Source organism: Paenibacillus sp. GCM10023252, from assembly GCF_042653305.1.
Taxonomy (GTDB): Bacteria; Bacillota; Bacilli; order Paenibacillales; family Paenibacillaceae; genus Pristimantibacillus.
This window is the reverse complement of sequence record NZ_JBHSHW010000001.1, coordinates 108,239-125,930: the sequence shown is the minus strand read 5'-3', so window position 1 is coordinate 125,930 and position 17,692 is coordinate 108,239. Positions and strand designations below refer to the sequence as shown.

20 protein-coding genes are annotated in these 17,692 nt (G+C 47.6%); 17 read left to right on the top strand and 3 right to left on the bottom strand.

Annotation, left to right across the window (positions count from 1 at the left end; all coding sequences use genetic code 11):
• The first annotated feature begins 11 nt into the window (after positions 1 to 11).
• The 8 genes from ACFO9Q_RS00610 (at position 12) to ACFO9Q_RS00575 (ending at position 5,701) form a co-directional block, all read left to right on the top strand.
• Positions 12 to 1,037, top strand: a complete 1,026-nt coding sequence (locus ACFO9Q_RS00610) for a DUF2332 domain-containing protein (protein WP_379177580.1) — start codon at positions 12 to 14, stop codon at positions 1,035 to 1,037.
• A gap of 340 nt (positions 1,038 to 1,377) precedes the next feature.
• Positions 1,378 to 1,776 carry an RrF2 family transcriptional regulator gene (locus ACFO9Q_RS00605; RefSeq protein ID WP_379177578.1) on the top strand — a complete coding sequence of 133 codons (399 nt, stop codon included), beginning with the start codon at positions 1,378 to 1,380 and terminating at the stop codon, positions 1,774 to 1,776.
• 88 nt (positions 1,777 to 1,864) lie between these two features.
• Positions 1,865 to 2,770, top strand: coding sequence for an NAD(P)/FAD-dependent oxidoreductase (locus ACFO9Q_RS00600; RefSeq protein WP_379177576.1), 906 nt, complete (start codon positions 1,865 to 1,867; stop codon positions 2,768 to 2,770).
• Between the two features lie 59 nt (positions 2,771 to 2,829).
• Positions 2,830 to 3,528, top strand: coding sequence for a class I SAM-dependent methyltransferase (locus ACFO9Q_RS00595; protein WP_379177574.1), 699 nt, complete (start codon positions 2,830 to 2,832; stop codon positions 3,526 to 3,528).
• A gap of 298 nt (positions 3,529 to 3,826) precedes the next feature.
• Entirely contained in the window at positions 3,827 to 4,333 is a 507-nt protein-coding gene (locus ACFO9Q_RS00590; RefSeq protein WP_379177572.1) for a sigma-70 family RNA polymerase sigma factor, read from the top strand.
• Positions 4,317 to 4,802, top strand: coding sequence for a hypothetical protein (locus ACFO9Q_RS00585; RefSeq protein WP_379177570.1), 486 nt, complete (start codon positions 4,317 to 4,319; stop codon positions 4,800 to 4,802). The genes ACFO9Q_RS00590 and ACFO9Q_RS00585 overlap by 17 nt, the downstream gene beginning before the upstream one ends.
• Positions 4,803 to 4,920: 118 nt before the next feature.
• The gene (locus ACFO9Q_RS00580; protein ID WP_379177568.1) at positions 4,921 to 5,154 is read left to right on the top strand and encodes a hypothetical protein; all 234 of its coding nucleotides are present in this window, start codon (positions 4,921 to 4,923) and stop codon (positions 5,152 to 5,154) included.
• On the top strand, positions 5,144 to 5,701 hold the full coding sequence (locus ACFO9Q_RS00575) for a hypothetical protein (RefSeq protein WP_379177566.1): 558 nt from the start codon (positions 5,144 to 5,146) through the stop codon (positions 5,699 to 5,701). The genes ACFO9Q_RS00580 and ACFO9Q_RS00575 overlap by 11 nt, the downstream gene beginning before the upstream one ends.
• 146 nt (positions 5,702 to 5,847) lie before the next feature.
• Here ACFO9Q_RS00575 and ACFO9Q_RS00570 read toward each other — a convergent pair whose 3' ends face one another.
• Positions 5,848 to 7,035, bottom strand: coding sequence for an MFS transporter (locus ACFO9Q_RS00570; RefSeq protein WP_379177564.1), 1,188 nt, complete (start codon positions 7,033 to 7,035; stop codon positions 5,848 to 5,850).
• Positions 7,036 to 7,354: 319 nt separating this feature from the next.
• Between ACFO9Q_RS00570 and ACFO9Q_RS00565 the strand changes: the two genes are divergently transcribed.
• The 8 genes from ACFO9Q_RS00565 (at position 7,355) to ACFO9Q_RS00530 (ending at position 14,478) form a co-directional block, all read left to right on the top strand.
• Complete coding sequence (locus ACFO9Q_RS00565) at positions 7,355 to 7,870, top strand: DUF2165 family protein (protein WP_379177562.1); 516 nt, start codon at positions 7,355 to 7,357, stop codon at positions 7,868 to 7,870.
• A gap of 150 nt (positions 7,871 to 8,020) precedes the next feature.
• Complete coding sequence (locus ACFO9Q_RS00560; RefSeq protein WP_379177560.1) at positions 8,021 to 8,236, top strand: hypothetical protein; 216 nt, start codon at positions 8,021 to 8,023, stop codon at positions 8,234 to 8,236.
• A gap of 27 nt (positions 8,237 to 8,263) precedes the next feature.
• The gene (locus tag ACFO9Q_RS00555) at positions 8,264 to 8,626 is read left to right on the top strand and encodes a VOC family protein (RefSeq protein WP_379178014.1); all 363 of its coding nucleotides are present in this window, start codon (positions 8,264 to 8,266) and stop codon (positions 8,624 to 8,626) included.
• A 10-nt stretch (positions 8,627 to 8,636) separates the two neighbouring features.
• Positions 8,637 to 9,368 carry an HAD family hydrolase gene (locus tag ACFO9Q_RS00550; protein WP_379178012.1) on the top strand — a complete coding sequence of 244 codons (732 nt, stop codon included), beginning with the start codon at positions 8,637 to 8,639 and terminating at the stop codon, positions 9,366 to 9,368.
• On the top strand, positions 9,328 to 10,047 hold the full coding sequence (locus ACFO9Q_RS00545; RefSeq protein ID WP_379177558.1) for a nucleotidyltransferase domain-containing protein: 720 nt from the start codon (positions 9,328 to 9,330) through the stop codon (positions 10,045 to 10,047). The genes ACFO9Q_RS00550 and ACFO9Q_RS00545 overlap by 41 nt, the downstream gene beginning before the upstream one ends.
• A gap of 16 nt (positions 10,048 to 10,063) precedes the next feature.
• Positions 10,064 to 10,486, top strand: coding sequence for a zinc ribbon domain-containing protein (locus ACFO9Q_RS00540; protein WP_379177556.1), 423 nt, complete (start codon positions 10,064 to 10,066; stop codon positions 10,484 to 10,486).
• Positions 10,487 to 10,551: 65 nt separating this feature from the next.
• Positions 10,552 to 10,929 (top strand): glyoxalase superfamily protein, encoded by a 378-nt coding sequence (locus tag ACFO9Q_RS00535; protein WP_379177554.1) that lies wholly within the window; start codon positions 10,552 to 10,554, stop codon positions 10,927 to 10,929.
• Positions 10,930 to 11,694: 765 nt separating this feature from the next.
• Positions 11,695 to 14,478 (top strand): Ig-like domain-containing protein, encoded by a 2,784-nt coding sequence (locus ACFO9Q_RS00530; protein ID WP_379177552.1) that lies wholly within the window; start codon positions 11,695 to 11,697, stop codon positions 14,476 to 14,478.
• 48 nt (positions 14,479 to 14,526) lie between these two features.
• On the opposite strand, the gene ACFO9Q_RS00525 is transcribed toward ACFO9Q_RS00530, so the two are convergent.
• Positions 14,527 to 15,243, bottom strand: coding sequence for a hypothetical protein (locus ACFO9Q_RS00525; RefSeq protein WP_379177550.1), 717 nt, complete (start codon positions 15,241 to 15,243; stop codon positions 14,527 to 14,529).
• A gap of 289 nt (positions 15,244 to 15,532) precedes the next feature.
• Between ACFO9Q_RS00525 and ACFO9Q_RS00520 the strand changes: the two genes are divergently transcribed.
• A complete protein-coding gene (locus tag ACFO9Q_RS00520; RefSeq protein WP_379178010.1) occupies positions 15,533 to 16,816 on the top strand; it encodes a M48 family metallopeptidase in 1,284 nt (427 codons plus the stop codon).
• Positions 16,817 to 16,943: 127 nt separating this feature from the next.
• Here ACFO9Q_RS00520 and ACFO9Q_RS00515 read toward each other — a convergent pair whose 3' ends face one another.
• Positions 16,944 to 17,582, bottom strand: a complete 639-nt coding sequence (locus ACFO9Q_RS00515) for a cell wall hydrolase (RefSeq protein ID WP_379177548.1) — start codon at positions 17,580 to 17,582, stop codon at positions 16,944 to 16,946.
• Between the last annotated feature and the right edge of the window lie 110 nt (positions 17,583 to 17,692).

Genomic DNA, 17,692 nt, shown 5'->3' with positions numbered 1-17,692 from the left:
GAGGGATCGATTTGACAATCAGTGACCTATCCAAACAATTTATTTTATTTTCTAGCAGGGAGTGCATCGGATCAAGCGCTCTTTATGAGCATCTTGCTATAAGAATTGCTAATGACAATGAATTAATTGAGATTGCTGCTGAATGCAGGAAAGGTCAACCTGTACCAAACCTCTTCTTTGCATCAATCCACTATTTACTTCTTAAAGGGACAGATCATTCTTTAAAAGATTTTTACGGAAGTATTGTAGATCAACCTCGGACTTATGATAAAGTGTTTCCATATTTCAAAGATTTCTGTGCCTCTCACAAGAGCCAGATTATTCAACTTCTGCAATCTAAGCTGGTGCAGACGAATGAGGTTCGAAGATGTTCTTATTTATTCCCTGCTTTTAGTTATATTTATAATATTGCTCAATCATCTATGGCGTTAATTGAAATCGGAACAAGTGCAGGACTACAGTTGTTGTGGGATAAATATAGTTACACTTACGATGGATTGGAAGGGGAATACGGAAGTAGCGGATCGAATTTGTCAATTGCTTCAGAAATTAGAGGAGATCGCCTCCCATATATGCTTTTAGAAACACCACCTATTACATCGAGAATCGGTGTAGACTTGCATGTTAACAAGCTAAATGATTCTGGAGATCAGTTATGGCTAAAATCGTTAATATGGCCTGAGCATAAGGAAAGAATGTTATTCCTCGATAAGGCGGCTGTAATATCCCAACATGAATCAATGACATTAATTGAAGGTAACGGAATTGAACTGCTGAGTGAGTTGGCTTCTAAAATTTCTTCTGAGGATGTACTTTGTATTTTTCACACTCATGTTGCTAACCAATTTTCTGTTGAGGATAAAATGAAGTTGATTCATGTAATATCTGGTATTGGACATAAAAGAGATTTGTTCCATCTGTACAACAATATATGGGATCGAGCACTCCATCTTGATTATTATTTAGATGGCCAGGAGCATTCTCTCGTATTGGCAGAAACAGATGGGCATGCTCGGTGGTTTGAGTGGAAGGTTTAAAAAATATTGTGTAATTGGAGCGAATAGTTTGAAGCGACTTTTCAACTAATCATAAGCGATGTAGATAAAATCTATGAACTACTTCAAAAGCATAGTTATCCAATTAAATACGATATTCAGGAGAATTGGTACAGAGCACATAACAAGTTAAAGGGACAAAAAGAATTTTTAGTTATGGATCCTGATGGTTATTTATTACGTTTTGTTCAAATTCTCGGTGAAAAAGATATGAGTACATAGTTATATGCTGTAGTAGATCCTAATGGAAAACAAGTTATATTTGCATATCCAATCGATTATAGTTATTATAGATACACGAAGTCGTTAATGGAGGTGCTGAATGAAATATTCTCAGGCTACCGACTATGCGCTGCATGTGATGCTCTATCTGGTGTCAGCGGAACCTGACAAGCCAATCGGGGTCCAGCTGCTGGCGGAGAAGCTCGGTGTATCACAGACCTATCTGTCTAAAATGCTAACCAAGCTTGTCAAGGCCGGATTAATTCAATCGACGCCAGGGGTGAATGGCGGATATCGGCTTAGACGAAATCAAGAGGATATTAATTTCCTGCAGGTCATTCACGCGATTGAAGGTACGGCCTCGTTCTTAGAGTGCAATATGGATCACGGTGAGGAATGTGTTATTCAGAAGGTCGTCATGGACGCAGAGCGGCAGATGGAAGAGTACTTAGCTAGCAAAAAAATAGCGGACTTGGCAAAAGAGATAAAAACGGAGTGAAATCCGTTTTTTTAATACCATTATTATAGATATATTGAATCTATAATATCCGGAATATAACAAAATCACCTAAAGGAGAGGGTAATGCATGAGATATGACTGTGTCATTATAGGAGGGGGCCTCGCGGGGTTAAGCGCAGCCCTTCTGCTTGGAAGGGCGAGAAGAAGCGTCCTCTTAATCGACAATGGCAAGCCCCGAAATGCAGTTACACACGCTTCCCATAACTACCTTACTCGGGATGGCATCACACCGTCTGAATTCCGCCGAGTAGCTTACGAAGAGGTGCTTGGCTATCCTTCAGTGGAATATCAATCGGGAACGATAACAGATATTCAGAGGCTGCCTGGTGGATTCCGTATTATGAATGAAGACGGTGAGATGGTTGAATGCCGTAAGCTGTTGATCTCGACTGGACTCAAGGAGACACTCCCTCCAATCCCAGGTATTACCGAGATGTACGGCCAGAGCTTATTTCATTGTCCTTACTGTGATGGATGGGAACTCAAGGATCAACCTCTCCTTGTGCTGGCTGGTCATCCAAGGGCCTACCATATGGCTAAGCTGATCTATCAGTGGAGCCGAGATCTCGTTCTATGCACGAATGGTCAAGTGATATTGACTGAAGAAGAGAAGCAGAAGCTTCATGCTCGCGGTGTTCAGGTTATAGAGCACAAGGTAGCCGCGTTCCATGGGACAGATGGCAAGTTGAAGCAGGTTGAGTGGGAAGACGGCTCACGGATTGATCGGACTGGAGGCTTCATCACACCTGAGTGGAAGCCGTATATTAACTTCCAGGTATCTCTTGGCTACGAGTTAACAGAGCTTGGCGGCATCTTAACCGATTCATGTGGCAAAAGCACAGTGCCAGGGCTATACGCAGCCGGTGAGGCAGCAACGGGCAGCCCTTCTCAACTTATTATTGCTGCCGCTTCCGGCAGTCAGGCTGCAGCCAGCATCAACTTGGAACTAACGGAAGAGGAATTTGCACACTAATCCTTAACAACGCTTGGATACGATCCACACGAATAGAGATCTATGGAGGTAATAAACACGTGAATAAAGACTATACTTACAATTCCGAGAAGGCCCTTGCTTACGACAAGATCACTCGAATATCAGTTCCAACCTATGATACGTTATTATCAATGATTGAATCCTATTATCGAGCACACTTAGGTGGCAGAGAGGCGTCCATACTCGTCGTCGGCGCTGGAGGGGGAAATGAGCTTGCTGCTTGGGGACCATCTAATTCCAGTTGGACATGGACCGGAATTGATCCTTCCGAGGAGATGCATAAGATTGCACAGCATAAGGCTGTTCAACTAGGGATAGAAGACCGCGTCACTCTCACTCGCGGAACGATAGATGATCTCCCTCTGCCACAATCGGGATTTGATGCGGCAACCTGCATTCTCGTGCTACACTTTGTCGAAGCGGAAGAGGATAAATTAAAGCTGTTAAGGTCTATTAAGGAATATATGAAGCCGGGAGCCCCTTTGGTGCTTGTTACTGCCTATGGAGACCGCGAGAGTGCAGAGCTTCAAGATAGAATCAACGTCTGGAAAACCTTTTTTCTAGGTGCAGGGTGGGAGCCTTCTAGAGTGGAAGAAATGGGCAGAGGTATTATGAAAATATCGTTCATTTCAGATAGCGAGATCGAACGCCTGCTCGCACAGGCCGGATTCGGAAATATCACCCGTTTTTATTCTACCGGTCTGTTTGGCGGCTGGATGTGCAAAGCTATAACCTAAATCTGTAACGACTGGTTTACTATGAATTGCAACAGATGCGAGATGAACGATTTTTCGTACAACTACTTTAAACATTAGAATATTATGACCGCCCAATTGAAAAAAACAAAAAACTACCAAAACCCATTCAACAAAATGAAGCTGCCAGTCCTAGATTGGCAGTTTTTATTATTCAAATAAAAATAAGCCCTATAACGGGCTCTTTTTCGTTGAAGCGTACTTTTTTTGTGAAAATAAATACGACAATTGAAACATTACCCTTAAAACTTACGTGTTATGGTTAGAAGGAGGGGGAGGATTGGCCGATATAGAGATGAATCAGAATAATGACTTAGCCCTCTTGATGGATAGATACGGGAATATGGTGCTGCGCTTGGCAGTCGCTAACCTTGGGAATATGGCGGATGCACAGGATGTATGTCAAGAGGTATTCATGAAGCTCCATAGAGCCAGGAACCCCTTCCATCATGCTGAACATGAGAAGGCTTGGATCATTCGAGTAACGATGAACACCTGCAGAGACGTCTTAAGGAGCCCTTGGAGGAGATGGTTCTCTCCAGTAGCGGAGGTTCCAATACCGTATGATCAAGCGGTGAGCGTAGATGTAGTTGCCCTTGTTCTCTCCCTGCCGCGCAAATATCGAACGGTCATTCATTTGTATTATTATGAAGGATACAAGACTTACGAGAAAGCGCCGCTGCTGGATATGAAGGAAGCAACCATTCGAACACAGCTGAAGCGCGCAAGAGAGCTTCTGAAGGCAAAGTTGGAAGGGGGTATGGAAGAGAATGTCGTGGAGATCTAAGTATGCCAGAGGGATGGATGACATACAGGTGAGTGATGAGCTTAGAAGAACGATCAGGAACAGAGTTGAGAAGCAAGCTGCTGCATCTCCTGCAAGAGATAAATTCTTACATAATATGGTAATTAGAATAGCAGCCTCTTGTGTCATTGTACTGCTGCTTGCTGTTGGGGGATGGTCGGTTGCTCAACGTACAGAAGAATCTAGCATCGGACATACCGGTATGCTTCAGAACTTGGTTATCACCGCTTACGCTTCAGATGGAGCGCCAGTCGTGATGACACCCGAGGTAGAATTCCCTCTTGGTCAATATTCGATGTTGATGAGCAGTGTCCCGGGCTTCCCGATCACAATCGAATGTAAGGATGCTGACAAGATTAAGTTGCGAGCTTCTGAAGGGAAGTTCCTGTTATGGAGTCAGATGAATACGAAGGTCAGGCCTCAAGGGAAGGAATTAACGGTGAAGTTGTGATTAACGTCACTGCCTATAAGGATAATCGAGTTGTTGGGAAGCGTGTCATCGAGATTCATGCTGATGAGCACTCTATGTATTCAGGAGTATTGAAGAAGTGAATGAAGGAGATTATGGGATGAAAAAAGCGATCGTTTACTTCCTATCATTACTTGGCGTGTTATTCATGGCATGGGGTGTTCTACCTGTCCTTGCCGACTATCCTTACAGTGACGGTCCTAATTCGGGCCCATCCAATGCTTGGGAACTGATCGTAATGATCTCTTACGAAGACTGGGGATGGTTGTTGTGCATTGGGTTTTGCCTTGTATTTGCTGCTTATTTAGGAGGTAGGCGTGTAGTTGAAAAATAAGCTTAAAGACCCGATCGTATACATCGTTTTAGTTATCTTCTTGATAGATTTCGTTTTTATTGGGATGAGAGTAAATGGATATCATTTGACCGAGTTCCGTCAATACGAACTACAGCTGGTCTTAGCCATAAATATGTTGTTATTGGTGACAGCAGGAATCTTAAGTAAACGGAAATGGATTTTCTTCCCTCTAGCTTTGCTTTTTGTTTTTCCAATGATTGGTTACAGCATAATGACTGGCATTCTTAATCCGCATTATCATTCTGTTACATCACCCAATAAATCTTCAACGTTACTAATCGAACATAGGATTGCCGTACTTGGAGAGAAGAATCATTTTTATAAATTTTTTAGAAAAGTGAATCAGGTTCCATATTTAATGAAAGAGTTGCAAGGAAGTCATATAAGTATAGTAGTTATGTTCGATGACTCAAACTTTTCATCAGAAGACGCATTAAGGTTGAATAGAGCCGTGTGGACTGATGAAGATACCATTGTATTGAGTCCTGTGAACATGGATAAAACGACAATTAATCTAAATAGGTGATAAAGGGGCAGCAAATGGATTAACCCCGAATCGCTAGCTAAGGTTACTTTCACTTCGGAATTCGTAGAGTAATTTTTAAACAAGAAGCTTGAAAACGGACCTCCACGACCCCACAAGGGTCTGCAGAGGTCCGTTTTATTTTCACCCTATACGATCTTACGATACGTTGGGATCAGCCACAGCAAGAAAGTGACGCACAGCACAGCAATGAAGCCGTAACCGCCGAACACATCCGATCGGGTTGCAAAGTAGCCGAAGCCGAGGCCGGCTGCCGTAGTAACCACATTCTCGCCAAGTGAACGGAAGGAATCCATCGTCGCCCGCATAGTAGAACCAATCCGGTGATGGAGATAACCTGAAGTAATCGGCTCCATGACACCTGTGAACAGGCAGATCATCAGCATGGCGGCCAGTCCGATGACATTGTGGCTCGTCGCAATGAGTGTGAATCCGACAGCGAAGGCTACACACACCGTTAGGATGAGCATCCTGGGGTTGAACCGTCTCACAAGATGGTGAGCAAGCAGGTTGCCCGGCATCTGAAGCAGCATAATCGCTCCAGATAATACGCCGAACAAGTACACAGGAACGTACTGCTCCTTCGCATACAGCTGCCAGAATTCCTCGATGTAGGTCATCGCAGCACCGGTAATCATACCAGACATGAGTACGAGACTAACCCCCGCATTCCCTCGGAAAAATCGAAAACAAACCCGTACCGCTTCCATCATTGGAATGGAATGAGTCGCTTCCAAATCTTCTGATGTTTGTTTGGCAACAGGAGGCTCCCTTAAGAGCAAGGTCAGCAGCAAGGCAAGAGCTGCGCTCCACAGTGAAATCCAGTAATTCAGCTCGAGGCCATAATGTCCGGCAAGCAGGCTCCCGCATAAGGCGGCGGTAATGGCGGAGAGGATGTCAAAGGCATTCAATCTGCCTACATGTGTCTCGAACGACGAGGCCTTCCCTTGATGCAGCAGAGAATCATAGAGCAGTGCACTCTCCGCCCCGCTGCTGGCGGAGCGGCTGATACCAGCCAAGAACACAACGGCGGCGAAGTGCCAGAACTCGCTTGCGACTAACAGAATCGCAAATTCTGTACAGCCGAACAGAGCACTAACAACTAGCATTCTCTGACGGCTCCACCGATCGGCGATTATTCCTGTCGGCACTTCAAGCAGGATGATGGTTAAGGCATAGATGATCTCGGTGTAGACAACCATCTGAATCGTCATACCGCGCTCCTCCCAGTACAATCGCTCAATGACATAGGCTGGGATGAGACTGGAGATGAACCGGAAGGCGTATAAGATACGAAGATTGTAACGGTAATTCATGGCGAGCTCCTCTCATGTTCCAATTCTTCAGATGAGTCGAATTGGACATGCGGCGGGGCACGGGATTCCGAGCTGCAAGCTGCTTCTTAACAGGGAGGCCGGGCGAATCGAGTCTGTATTCTAACCATTATCGAAGATCTCCTTTCACAGAGATGTGTTAGTTATTCCCATCATAGTTGGCAGAGCAGAAGGAGTCAACAAGCGAGGAAGGAGTTATCGAAGGGTCTAATTGAAGTTCAATACACATAAGCTTATTAGCTTGTATTTTTTGACGGCAGGAAGGGCACAGTGGTAGGAGGAACATTATGGAGGGATACTGTTGAGAACCTATGCACTCTCGCTGCGATATCTGAAAATATGCGTCATCCTGCTGCCGACCCTGTTCGTCACCTTCGTGTTCTTGGGCAATCTCATGGATTATGATTCCAACTATCAATTCGTCAAGCATGTCCTGTCGATGGATACGACCTTCGAAGGCAACCAGCTTATGTGGCGCGCCATTACGAGCGAAGCGGCTCATACGATCGCCAATATTGCCTTAATTACAGCTGAAGGGCTTGTGGCCTTGCTCGGCTGGGTGACGGTTGTTCGAATGCTCGGAGTTGCTCGAAGAACGCTTGGCACCTTCCAACGTGCTAAGTCCCTCGGCATCTATATGTTCCTGCTTGCATTCTGTATCTGGTACCTCGGATTCATTGTCATTGGTTCCGAATGGTTCGCCATGTGGCAATCTGAAGTGTGGAATGGCAAGCAGACGGCGATGGATATTGTTGAAGTGTTTCTGGGCTTTATGATTGTTTTCTTGCTGCCTGACGGTAATATTGAAGACCGATAAGCACAGGACGATCGTCAATATGAGGTTAAGCACCTTCACCTGTGGAGGTGTTTTTTTCTGTTTACACCATGAACTGGGAATGGAATAATGGGGATAATCGATCGTTTGGAGAAGCAGGAGCAAGAGAATAAGTAACGGGGAGTGACAAAGGTGAAAAAAGTGTTAGCGGGCGGCATACTCTTCCTTGGAGCGATGATAAATACCAGATTATATGAAGAATATTTTTTGTTTTTCATCCTCGTGGGTTTATCCCTTATGTTCTGGGGTGTCTTCCTTGAGGATAACACGGCCACGAAGCGCTTCCTCAAAATATTCGCAGATGATATGAGAAATGCCAACAAGGACTACAAAGATAGACATAAGTAAACATGTACGCAAGGGGATGATTAGATGTTGATAAAGGGAATTCACCATGCTCAGATCACCATTCCGAGAGATAAGGAGAACGAAGCCAGAGACTTCTATTGCAGAGTGCTGGGACTGCAAGAGATAGCGAAGCCTTCCTCGCTCGAGGGAAGAGGTGGATTGTGGGTGCTGGCCGGACATCAACAGCTGCACATTGGAACGGAAGAGGGGGTTGATCGCTTGGCTACCAAGGCTCATCTAGCTTACCAAGTTGATGATCTGCAGGCGATCGAGAGGCTGTTGGTGCGAGAAGGAATAGAGATTCTTGAAGCCGTTCCAATACCGGGTTACAAGCGATTTGAATTCCGGGATCCATTCGGTAATCGGGTGGAATGTATTCAGGTTCTGTAAGTGAGGAGGGATAATCATAGGGAACGTTAGATCCATTCTGTTAGATCTCGACGGTACGCTCCTTAATCGGGATCAATCGCTGCTAAGCTTCATCGAGAATCAATATGATAGGCTCTTCTGTAATTACTGCAATGATCGAGATGCACTTGTTGCTAGATTCATAGAATTAGACCACCGAGGCTATGTGTGGAAAGACAAGGTGTATGAACAATTGATTCGCGAGTTCAGTCTTCCCTTCACTTGGGAGGATCTTCTTGCTGACTACAAGCGGAGCTTCCCAGCTCATGCTGCAGCCTTTCCGGGTACAATACCGATGTTGAAAAAACTAACCGAGCAAGGCTACAAGTTAGGCCTGATTACGAATGGCTATACCGACTTCCAGTCTAGTAATATTGATGCCCTGGGGTTTAGGGATTACTTCGATGTTATTTTAATTTCCGAGGCTGAAGGTTTGAGGAAGCCGGATCGTGAGATTTTCATGAGAGCAGCTCGTATGCTGCAGACTGATCCGGAGGAATGCGTCTACATAGGGGACCATCCTGAGAGTGATGTGGAAGCCAGCCAGAGCGCAGGAATGATCGGGATCTGGAAGGAAGATAAGGGTTATAACGAGCCTTCTCAGGCATATGGGGTTATTCGTAAGTGGAGCGATCTGACTGTCATTCTGGAAGGTCTGCGTTGGCGTGGGAGGAATGAGTGGTATGAAGAAGGCAATCGAGGCCGCGACGATGTTCGTCAATGAAGAGCTCCCTCACTCGACGGTTGCGTTATTAGCAGGAAGCGTTGTGAGAGACCAAGCGACTGCAACGTCAGATCTGGATATCGTCGTTCTGCAACCCGATCTGCAGAGTGCTTATAGGGAATCGGTCTTCGCCTATGGCTGGCCTATTGAGCTGTTCGTTCACAACGATTGCTCGTTGAAGGAGTACTGGGCAAGTGATAGATCTAGGCGGATACCGTCCTTGCCAAGGATGTGCTCAGAAGGAGTTGTACTTCGTGACACGGTGGGAGCGGCTGCAGGTATCCAAGAGGAAGCGAGCAGCCTGTTGCTTCAAGGTCCTTCTCCGTTCACGGAGGCAGAAGACCGATTGGAGCGGTATTTTATAACAGATCTGCTGGACGATCTTGAAGGCTCCGACGATTATGACGAGCAGTTATTCATAGCCCATGAATTAACGAATAAGTTGTGCAATTATGTGCTAGTCAAGCACGGGCATTGGATGGGGAAGGGGAAGTGGGTCCCGCGGCTGATGAAGCAGATGGATACCTCCCTGTACGACGAGTTGGCTGCAGCATTATCTGACTTATATAGGCTGAGGGATAAATCTAGATATTGCTCATTCGTTAGCGGCCAGCTTGAACGAAGCGGCGGACGCTTATTCGCGGGATTCAGCTTAGGGAAGTCGTTGTTGGGAGAATGAAGCGGAGGTGGCAGTAATGATTGAATGTCCATGGTGCAGCAGCGAAGTTGAGCTTGATGGCACAATCTGCCCAGTATGCAGGCATGAGGTTATGCCGCAGCACCTGGTAGAGGTAACCGAGACAGAGCTGGTGGAAGGCGTAGTGGACTCTGATGATAGGCATGAGGCGGCAGGGGGAGTGGAATCAGGCCAATGGGATAATGCATCAGAAGAGATGTACAATGAACGGGGTGTAGAAGACCAACTGGCCAATACGTTTGAATGTATGAAGTGCAAGCATGATGAATGTGAGGTAAGGGAAGTGGCCATGAGCGGCACGGGACTAAGCAGACTAATGGATATGGAGTATAACGAATATCTGTTCGTCTCTTGTATGAACTGCGGCTATGTTGAAGTCTACGACCCACAGGTGCTTAAGTATCGTAGAATCTACAAGTGAGGGGTCTATGATGAGCAGCTTCCTGAAGGTGTAGTTGTAGTATAAGAAGGATAGGAGATGGTGGAATGACGATCGTTAGAGGGGTGACACCCATTCTACGTATGTTCGACGAGAGCAGAGCTAAGGAGTTCTATATACGGTTCTTGGGATTCACGATTGACTGGGAGCATCGCTTCGAGCCGGGGATGCCGCTGTATATGCAGATTAGGTTAGGTGAGGCTTGTCTGCATCTCTCAGAGCATCATGGAGACGCGACGCCTGGCGGTGCTGTTCGGATTGAGGTGCAGGGGATCGGGGAGATGCACGAGCAGTTGCTAAGCAAGAACTACAAGTATGCTCGACCAGGGCTGGAGAGTACCCCTTGGAACACACAGGAGATTCTGGTGCAGGACCCGTTCGGCAACCGAATTATTTTCTATGAGCATGTTGGAGGTGTGGGCTAATCGCAGTTCGGATGAAGATGCCACTGGCTGTTGTTGCTCTCATTGTGTTGCTTACGGGCGTATTCGTCAGTATATCTCTAGTGAATCGCGTTCCACTGCAAGAGGAGCTTGAGCAAGCGATAAGGAAGAGTGATCCGAAGTTCTCCAGCTTATTGCATTCTGTTATCAATGAGCAGAATATTGTTGCCTTTTACTTAATAGATAAGCCATGAGCTAACTGCCGTAACCTTGATTGAAAATCGCTTCTCAACTGGTTATCACACGGGAGAGTACTCTAGAATGGAATATGAACCGAGTAATGAGGAGAGTGCAAATATGACCTCTATTTCATTCAAATGGCTGGTTTGAAGGTAAATAGAGGTAAATATGTCCTCTAATTTATTCAAATGGCTGGTTCGAGAGTAAATAGAGGTAAAAATGACCTCTATTTCGTCCAAATGGTTGGTTTGAGGGTGATTAGAGGTAAAAATGACCTCTATTTCATCCAAATGGTTGGTTTGAGAGATATTAGAGGTAAAAATGACCTCTAATGTCATCTAACGCTGCCCGCTGCAAAGGGCCTGCCTCACTCCCCTTGCAAGTGCCCTCACACCAGTCGCAACTCCATTACTTGTCAGAAAAAGGCGACAAATCAGGAGTCTGGAACTAGGCTGATCTACCTTGATCGCGCGGTGAAAGCTGACATTAGACACTTCACGGCAAGCGGCGAAATCCGGACAATATAGATGGAAGTAAAATCCATATCAGGTAAAGGAGATCGGATGAATGTCTAAATTCAAGCAAGACCAAGCATCAACCCAAGACAATCAAGAACCGATGATTAAGCTGCAGCCAGGAGGTGTCGCCCCTGTACTCAGCTATAATGTGCCCGAACCGACCGCATACAGTGGCCGTAACTTCATAGATCTTCAGCTGCCCGACCATTACTTCATTAATGAGAGTGCAAGCGGAAGGAGCAGCTCCCTGCAAGCCGTATCAGCCTCACAAGCACAAGGTGAATCCTCGCCAGAGGGCACCTATCCTCAGAGCAAGTCACCCGTGCAAGCTCAGATTGACGCTCTCCTGGAAGCTAAGGCTTCAGGCGAACGGATGACGGAGAAGTTCCAGAGCCTCACTCCCGAGGACGTGCTCCGCAAGTCAGAAGAAGGCAAGAAGCTGAATATTACCCGCACCTTGACGGGCGCCTATTCTTATGTCTTCTATGACAAGAACGCAGCGAGCGAGCCGCTGGTGTTCGCCTCTCCTTCCGCAGAGGGTGAAGTCTCCGAATCGATTCACGAATCCCAATCTCAAGCAGGCGCGTTCAGCAGCGAAGCTTCCCTTAGAAGGCTCCCGCAAGTAGACGATGAGGGCGGGATCATGCCCCTGCGTCCGATCGAAGACCAGGACCCGGAGCCGGAACCAGATCCGGTGCTGCTGGGCATCTCAATCACAGCACCTGCCCCGGAAGCGGTCGTATCCGGCACCCACTCAGGTACGTCCCTTACCATTCAAGGGCAGGCATGGATGGACAGCGGACTTGGCTCCGTATCCAGAGTTCGTGTTCAGGTTGGTTCAGGAGCCGCCTATCAAGCCGCATCGTTCGACCCTTCAACCGGAGCGTGGTCACTTAGCGGTGTGGTCATCACAAGCAGCGGCAGAATCAGTATTACCGCCGAAGCCGTCCATAGCGCAGGCAAGGTCAAGGCATCCCGAACGATACATGTACAAGTGAACCTGGCGCCAGCACCAGACATCACGCTGCCCGCAATTGCGATAACGTCTCCAACAGCCGGCCAGCTGCTGACGGCAGGGGAGAGTCCTGTCGTGAACCTCGTCGTGGAGGGTACTGCGTCCGATGACCGCGGTGTGGCTAGAGTAGAGATCATCCTCAATAATGAAGCACCTATACAGGCTGATTCCGGCGATGGGTATGCCCATTGGAAGAAGACGATCGCGATCCATGCTGGTACGCACGCCATCACAGCGAAGGCTTATGACGCAGCGAACAATGCAGCAACAACAAGCTTGACCGTTAGCGTAGACTCAACTCCTCCTACTATTGGCATTACTTCTCCTCAGAACTCAGCAGAGCTTGCGGGTACCTTCACGCAAGGCTGCATCATCGAAGTACTCGGCACGGCAGCCGATGCCGGCGGCATTCAAGTGGTGGAGGTATCGCTGGACCAAGTGCCGGTCTACGTCAGAGCCGCTGAGAATGGGCCGGATGATTGGTCCCAGTGGAAGGCGACGCTGAAGGTGACAGAGCCGGGCATTCATATTATTACAGCGCGAGCGGTCGACCGGGCGAATAACAAGACGGAGACGACAGTAGCGGTGAATGTCAACATCCTGCCAGAGGTCAACTCCCGGTTGAAAAGAATCATCCTCGTCGAATCCTACCGGATGTCTTCCTATCTGGCGAACTATGGAGCGGGCCGCACGATTAAGACATTCTCCCTGCTGCCAGGCGAGCGCAGTAAAATCTCCATTCGCTCCTATGCACAGAATGAGACCACAGCGAAGAGCGCTGCAACGATTCTTGATTCCGTAACGGATGAAATCTCCGAAGAATTCGAGAACTCGATTGCGAGGGAGCAAGCTGACAAGAAGAACTATAACGAGAGCAACGAGTACAAGATTGAAGGTGAAGCCGGCGTAAGCTGGGGATGGGGTAGTGCATCCATTAGCGCGGGCTACAGCGGCGGCACGAATTCCGCACGCGAGCAGTTCGCGAAGAACGTCGTGAACACGACCCAGAAGCATGTCGCGAAGGCTTCGGCCAGACGGGACGTTCAGATTAATACGACGTATGAAGAGAAGTCAACGACAACGGAAGAGACGGCCATTATTCGTGAGTTCGAGAACATTAATATGAGCCGGACGCTTAACTTCGTCTTCCGTCAGATGAACCAAGAATTTATTACGTTCCTGCATCTCGTAGATGTTCGAATTGGCTTCTTCCGTACCGATACCGTGAATGGGGAAGAGAAGAACACCTATCAAGAGGTTACTCTGCCTCAGCTTGACGCGCTGCTAGCCCAGACGATTGTAGCAGATAAGCGGATTGAAGTCAGGAATGCAATTCTTCATCAGTTGACGAATATATTCGACTATCAGGATCGTCATCATTCCTTCGTGGAGGAGGAGCCGTTCCTGGATGAGAATGGCCAGGTCATTCCGCTCACGCAGTACCTCCGAGTGAAGAAGGATTATGTCTCCACTTACGAGAGTGCCTCGGGATCAACCATTGACGTGCCGGGCATTATTCTTGCCGCTAATCGGCACGTGCTGCGGACCGATGGCATTGTCGTGGAAGCGCTGCTCGGCCAAGGGGAGGCGCTGGATACGTACTCGCGCAACCTGCAGTCGGAGACCGTGCGGGAGAAGGAGCTGCGCAACACACTCCTGGAGACGGAGATCCAGATGCGCAAGCTGGCTTTGCAGATTCTCGAGAATCGCGACCAGGTCGGGGCGGAGATCTTCAACCTGATTAATCATCCCCCTCAGGTGCAGGAGAGCAATAACCAAGAGGCAACCGGAACGCAGCAGCCCGCTCTAACCAGATAATCACACATGAATAAGCCCCATGGCCAACCGGCCATGGGGCTTCCTCATTCAAGTTAAGCTCGATATACCTGCGTCATCCGCAGCTACCTGCGCTTCCTCCATCTCCGCCTTGAACTTCCGCTTGATCTCCTCTTTCCTGCCGTATAGATAGAGCACATCCCCAGCCACGAGAGCTTCTGAGAACCGATTCTTCCGCACGTGAATCTCTCCTCTTCGGATGAAGAGCAGATTAATATCCTCGTCTGCACCCAGCAGCCGTCCAGCTTCCTTGCCATTATAGGCTGATTCCCAGTGAAGCGTCACGCTGCAGAATAGATCCTCGTCATCGAGATACAGCGTCTCTTGCACGGGGAGCTCATGCAGCTCCATATCCTTGGTCATATGCTTGTGGAACCGGGAAGAGATGCTTCTCTGAACCTGAGGACGCTTCACGAGCAGCAGCAGCAGGCTGAGAATGGCAATGAGAACAGACACTTGTGTAATACGGAAGCTCTCCGCTAATATATTGCTGATTGTTGATATGATAACAGCGAGAGAGAAGGCACCGAATAAGATGAGGAAGATGCCGATCTTCCGTCTAGTAGGGTGGCGAAGGATCAGCTCGGACTCCAGCGTGGTGAAGCCGGTCCCCGTGAGCATGGAGATCGCCTGGAATCGCGAGATGTCACGATCAAGGCCCGTAATGTTCAGCAGGACGACGGCAATCTCAACGACGAGCAGCATGATGATTCCATATAGTATGATGAAAATAAACCCCAAAATCATCCCGCCTCTCGTTACTTTTCATTCTCACACTCTATATTATCCTCCCCCAAGCCAAACAAAACCTCCTGCGAGGAGGAGGTTCTGATAAAGTCGGTAATGATGAGTTCGAGTATCATAATTAGAAGTTCCATTATATTCATATGGCAATCTTAACTGCTAATCTATAGAATGATCAGGGGCGAAATTCATAGAATTAGAGGGAGCGTTGACCTTGCAGCAAGAGATCGTTCAACATAAGCTTGTACATAAGCAAGAAAAAAGATATTTTGTTTTTGCATTGATTTCCAGTATGATCACGTACATAGGTATTTTTGCCAGCATGATTGGAATCCCTTTTTTAGTTGCGGGAATCATGATTATGTTCTTCATTCATGCACTTAACATGGCACACATACGTTCCAATGGGGTCAAATTAAGCGCACAGCAATTCCCAGAAGTATATGATAACGTTAGGGAGCTATGTGCTAGGATGGGAATAGCCAAAATTCCCGATATCTACGTAATGGAATCCAGCGGGATGCTTAATGCGTTCGCGACCCGTTACTTAGGCCGCAATATGGTTGTCCTATACTCCGAATTATTCGAATTAATCAATGAGCAAGGCAAGGAGGAGCTTACCTTCGTCATTGCTCACGAATTAGCACATATTCAGCGTAAGCATATTACGAAGCAGCTTCTCATTATGCCGGCATTATGCTTCCCGTTCGTTGCTGAAGCTTACTCCCGTGCTTGCGAATATACATCCGATCGGATGGCAGCGTATTATGCCCATAATGAAGAAGCTGCCATGAATGGACTAACGATACTTGCAATTGGCAAGAAGCTGTACAGACAAGTGAATCGTACGGAATACTTGTATCAGAGCAGCCAGGAACGAGGATTACTCATCTGGTTGGTAGAGAAGCTATCCACTCATCCTACACTGCCTAAGCGTATACACGAGCTTCAACAATTCTATGGGGAAGCGGCTGTGAACTGGGGCAGAGCTTCAAGAAAAGCTCTTCTCGTTACCGCAGCGGTGAGTATTATAGCTATCGTATCTATAATTATAGGTATTGTGAAAGTTAATGACATGATAGATACTGCTTCTGATGCTGTGTATGAAATGGATGATGGAAGCAAATTGACGAGAGCTGCTGCTGAAGGAGATCTGAATGAGATTAGAGCGTTGCTGTCTGCAGGAACCGATGCCAACTATCAAGATTCTGACGGTTGGACAGCATTAATGTGGGCTGCGCAGGACAACCGAACAGACATGATTCAAGTGCTGCTGGGGCATGGAGCTGATCCGGATATTCAGAACTACATGGAGGAGTCTGCACTGATTAGAGCCATCTCTAATGACTATATTGAAGCGGTCAAGGTATTAATCGAACAAGGTGCGGATTCCAACCTTCCAGACAGCTACGGGGGGACGCCACTGATGGCTGCGGCAAGCAATGGGAACATGAGTATCGTTCAGCTGCTGCTGGAAGCAGGAGTCGAGGCCAGCCACGAGGATGCTGAAGGAACAACGGCGTTCATGCTGGCGAAGAAGAATGGTTACCATGAGGTTGCTGAACTATTAAGGTAGAGTAATGAGAGAGAAGGATAAGTAAGTAGTAATAAGGCCGCCCAACCAATAGATGGGCGGCCTTATTACTTGTGTAGAACCTTCCGCAAATCAGCAGGCTCTGCCTACGCATCGAATAAGGGATGAATTAGCGCTTGAACACATGATTGCCAATCTTGGCCGTCGTCACCCGGCTCTCGAACCATGCGGACGATGTGGCAGCGGGGTTATAGAAGTAATAGGCGTTCTTCGACGGGTCAGAGCCCCTCACGGCATCCTTGGCAGCATCATATGCCTTGCCGTTCGGGTTCAGCCAGAATTGGCCATTCTTCATAGCCGTGAAGGCATTCGGCTGAGTGAGCACGCTGGATACCGTCTTCGGGAAGAGCGGCGACTGCATCCGATTAAGGACGACAGCCCCGATGGCCACTTGCCCTGGGTACGTCTCGCCTCTGGCTTCAGCATATATAATACGAGCAAGCTTGGTCACGTCGCTCTTGTTCAAGGACACCTTGTTCAGCTTGCTCAGCGTCTGAGGGCCTGCAATGCCGTCGCTGGTCAGTCCGTGCTTCGCCTGGAACTTGCTCACCGCGCTCTTGGTTACCTCTCCATAATAGGCGGTTGTGCCGTATGGGAAGTACTTCAGCGTCTGCAGCCGGAACTGCAGATCCTGTACTTCCGTGCCCGAGGTGCCTGGCTTCAAGGTAGTTGCTGCCTCTGCGGTGTGGGATTCTGTTCCGGCATAGGCTGTGATTAGTAGAGTGAATACAATAAGCAGCTTCTTCATCGTTGTACGATTCCTCCGTCATTGGTGTATTATAGCAGCTGTATTCCGAGTCTAGCATAGGGCAGGGGGTTCATAGAATATTCCTGAGGAAAATATAATCCAGCTATTAG

Bases quoted from the DNA above. Each gene is read 5' to 3' on its own strand.
- ACFO9Q_RS00605 (WP_379177578.1), top strand. From the start codon at position 1,378: ATGAAATATTCTCAGGCTACCGACTATGCGCTGCATGTGATGCTCTAT.
- ACFO9Q_RS00600 (WP_379177576.1), top strand. From the start codon at position 1,865: ATGAGATATGACTGTGTCATTATAGGAGGGGGCCTCGCGGGGTTAAGC.
- ACFO9Q_RS00585 (WP_379177570.1), top strand. From the start codon at position 4,317: ATGTCGTGGAGATCTAAGTATGCCAGAGGGATGGATGACATACAGGTG.
- ACFO9Q_RS00580 (WP_379177568.1), top strand. From the start codon at position 4,921: ATGAAAAAAGCGATCGTTTACTTCCTATCATTACTTGGCGTGTTATTC.
- ACFO9Q_RS00570 (WP_379177564.1), bottom strand. From the start codon at position 7,035: ATGAATTACCGTTACAATCTTCGTATCTTATACGCCTTCCGGTTCATC.
- ACFO9Q_RS00545 (WP_379177558.1), top strand. From the start codon at position 9,328: ATGAAGAAGGCAATCGAGGCCGCGACGATGTTCGTCAATGAAGAGCTC.
- ACFO9Q_RS00540 (WP_379177556.1), top strand. From the start codon at position 10,064: ATGATTGAATGTCCATGGTGCAGCAGCGAAGTTGAGCTTGATGGCACA.
- ACFO9Q_RS00535 (WP_379177554.1), top strand. From the start codon at position 10,552: ATGACGATCGTTAGAGGGGTGACACCCATTCTACGTATGTTCGACGAG.
- ACFO9Q_RS00530 (WP_379177552.1), top strand. From the start codon at position 11,695: ATGTCTAAATTCAAGCAAGACCAAGCATCAACCCAAGACAATCAAGAA.
- ACFO9Q_RS00525 (WP_379177550.1), bottom strand. From the start codon at position 15,243: ATGATTTTGGGGTTTATTTTCATCATACTATATGGAATCATCATGCTG.
- ACFO9Q_RS00520 (WP_379178010.1), top strand. From the start codon at position 15,533: ATGATCACGTACATAGGTATTTTTGCCAGCATGATTGGAATCCCTTTT.
- ACFO9Q_RS00515 (WP_379177548.1), bottom strand. From the start codon at position 17,582: ATGAAGAAGCTGCTTATTGTATTCACTCTACTAATCACAGCCTATGCC.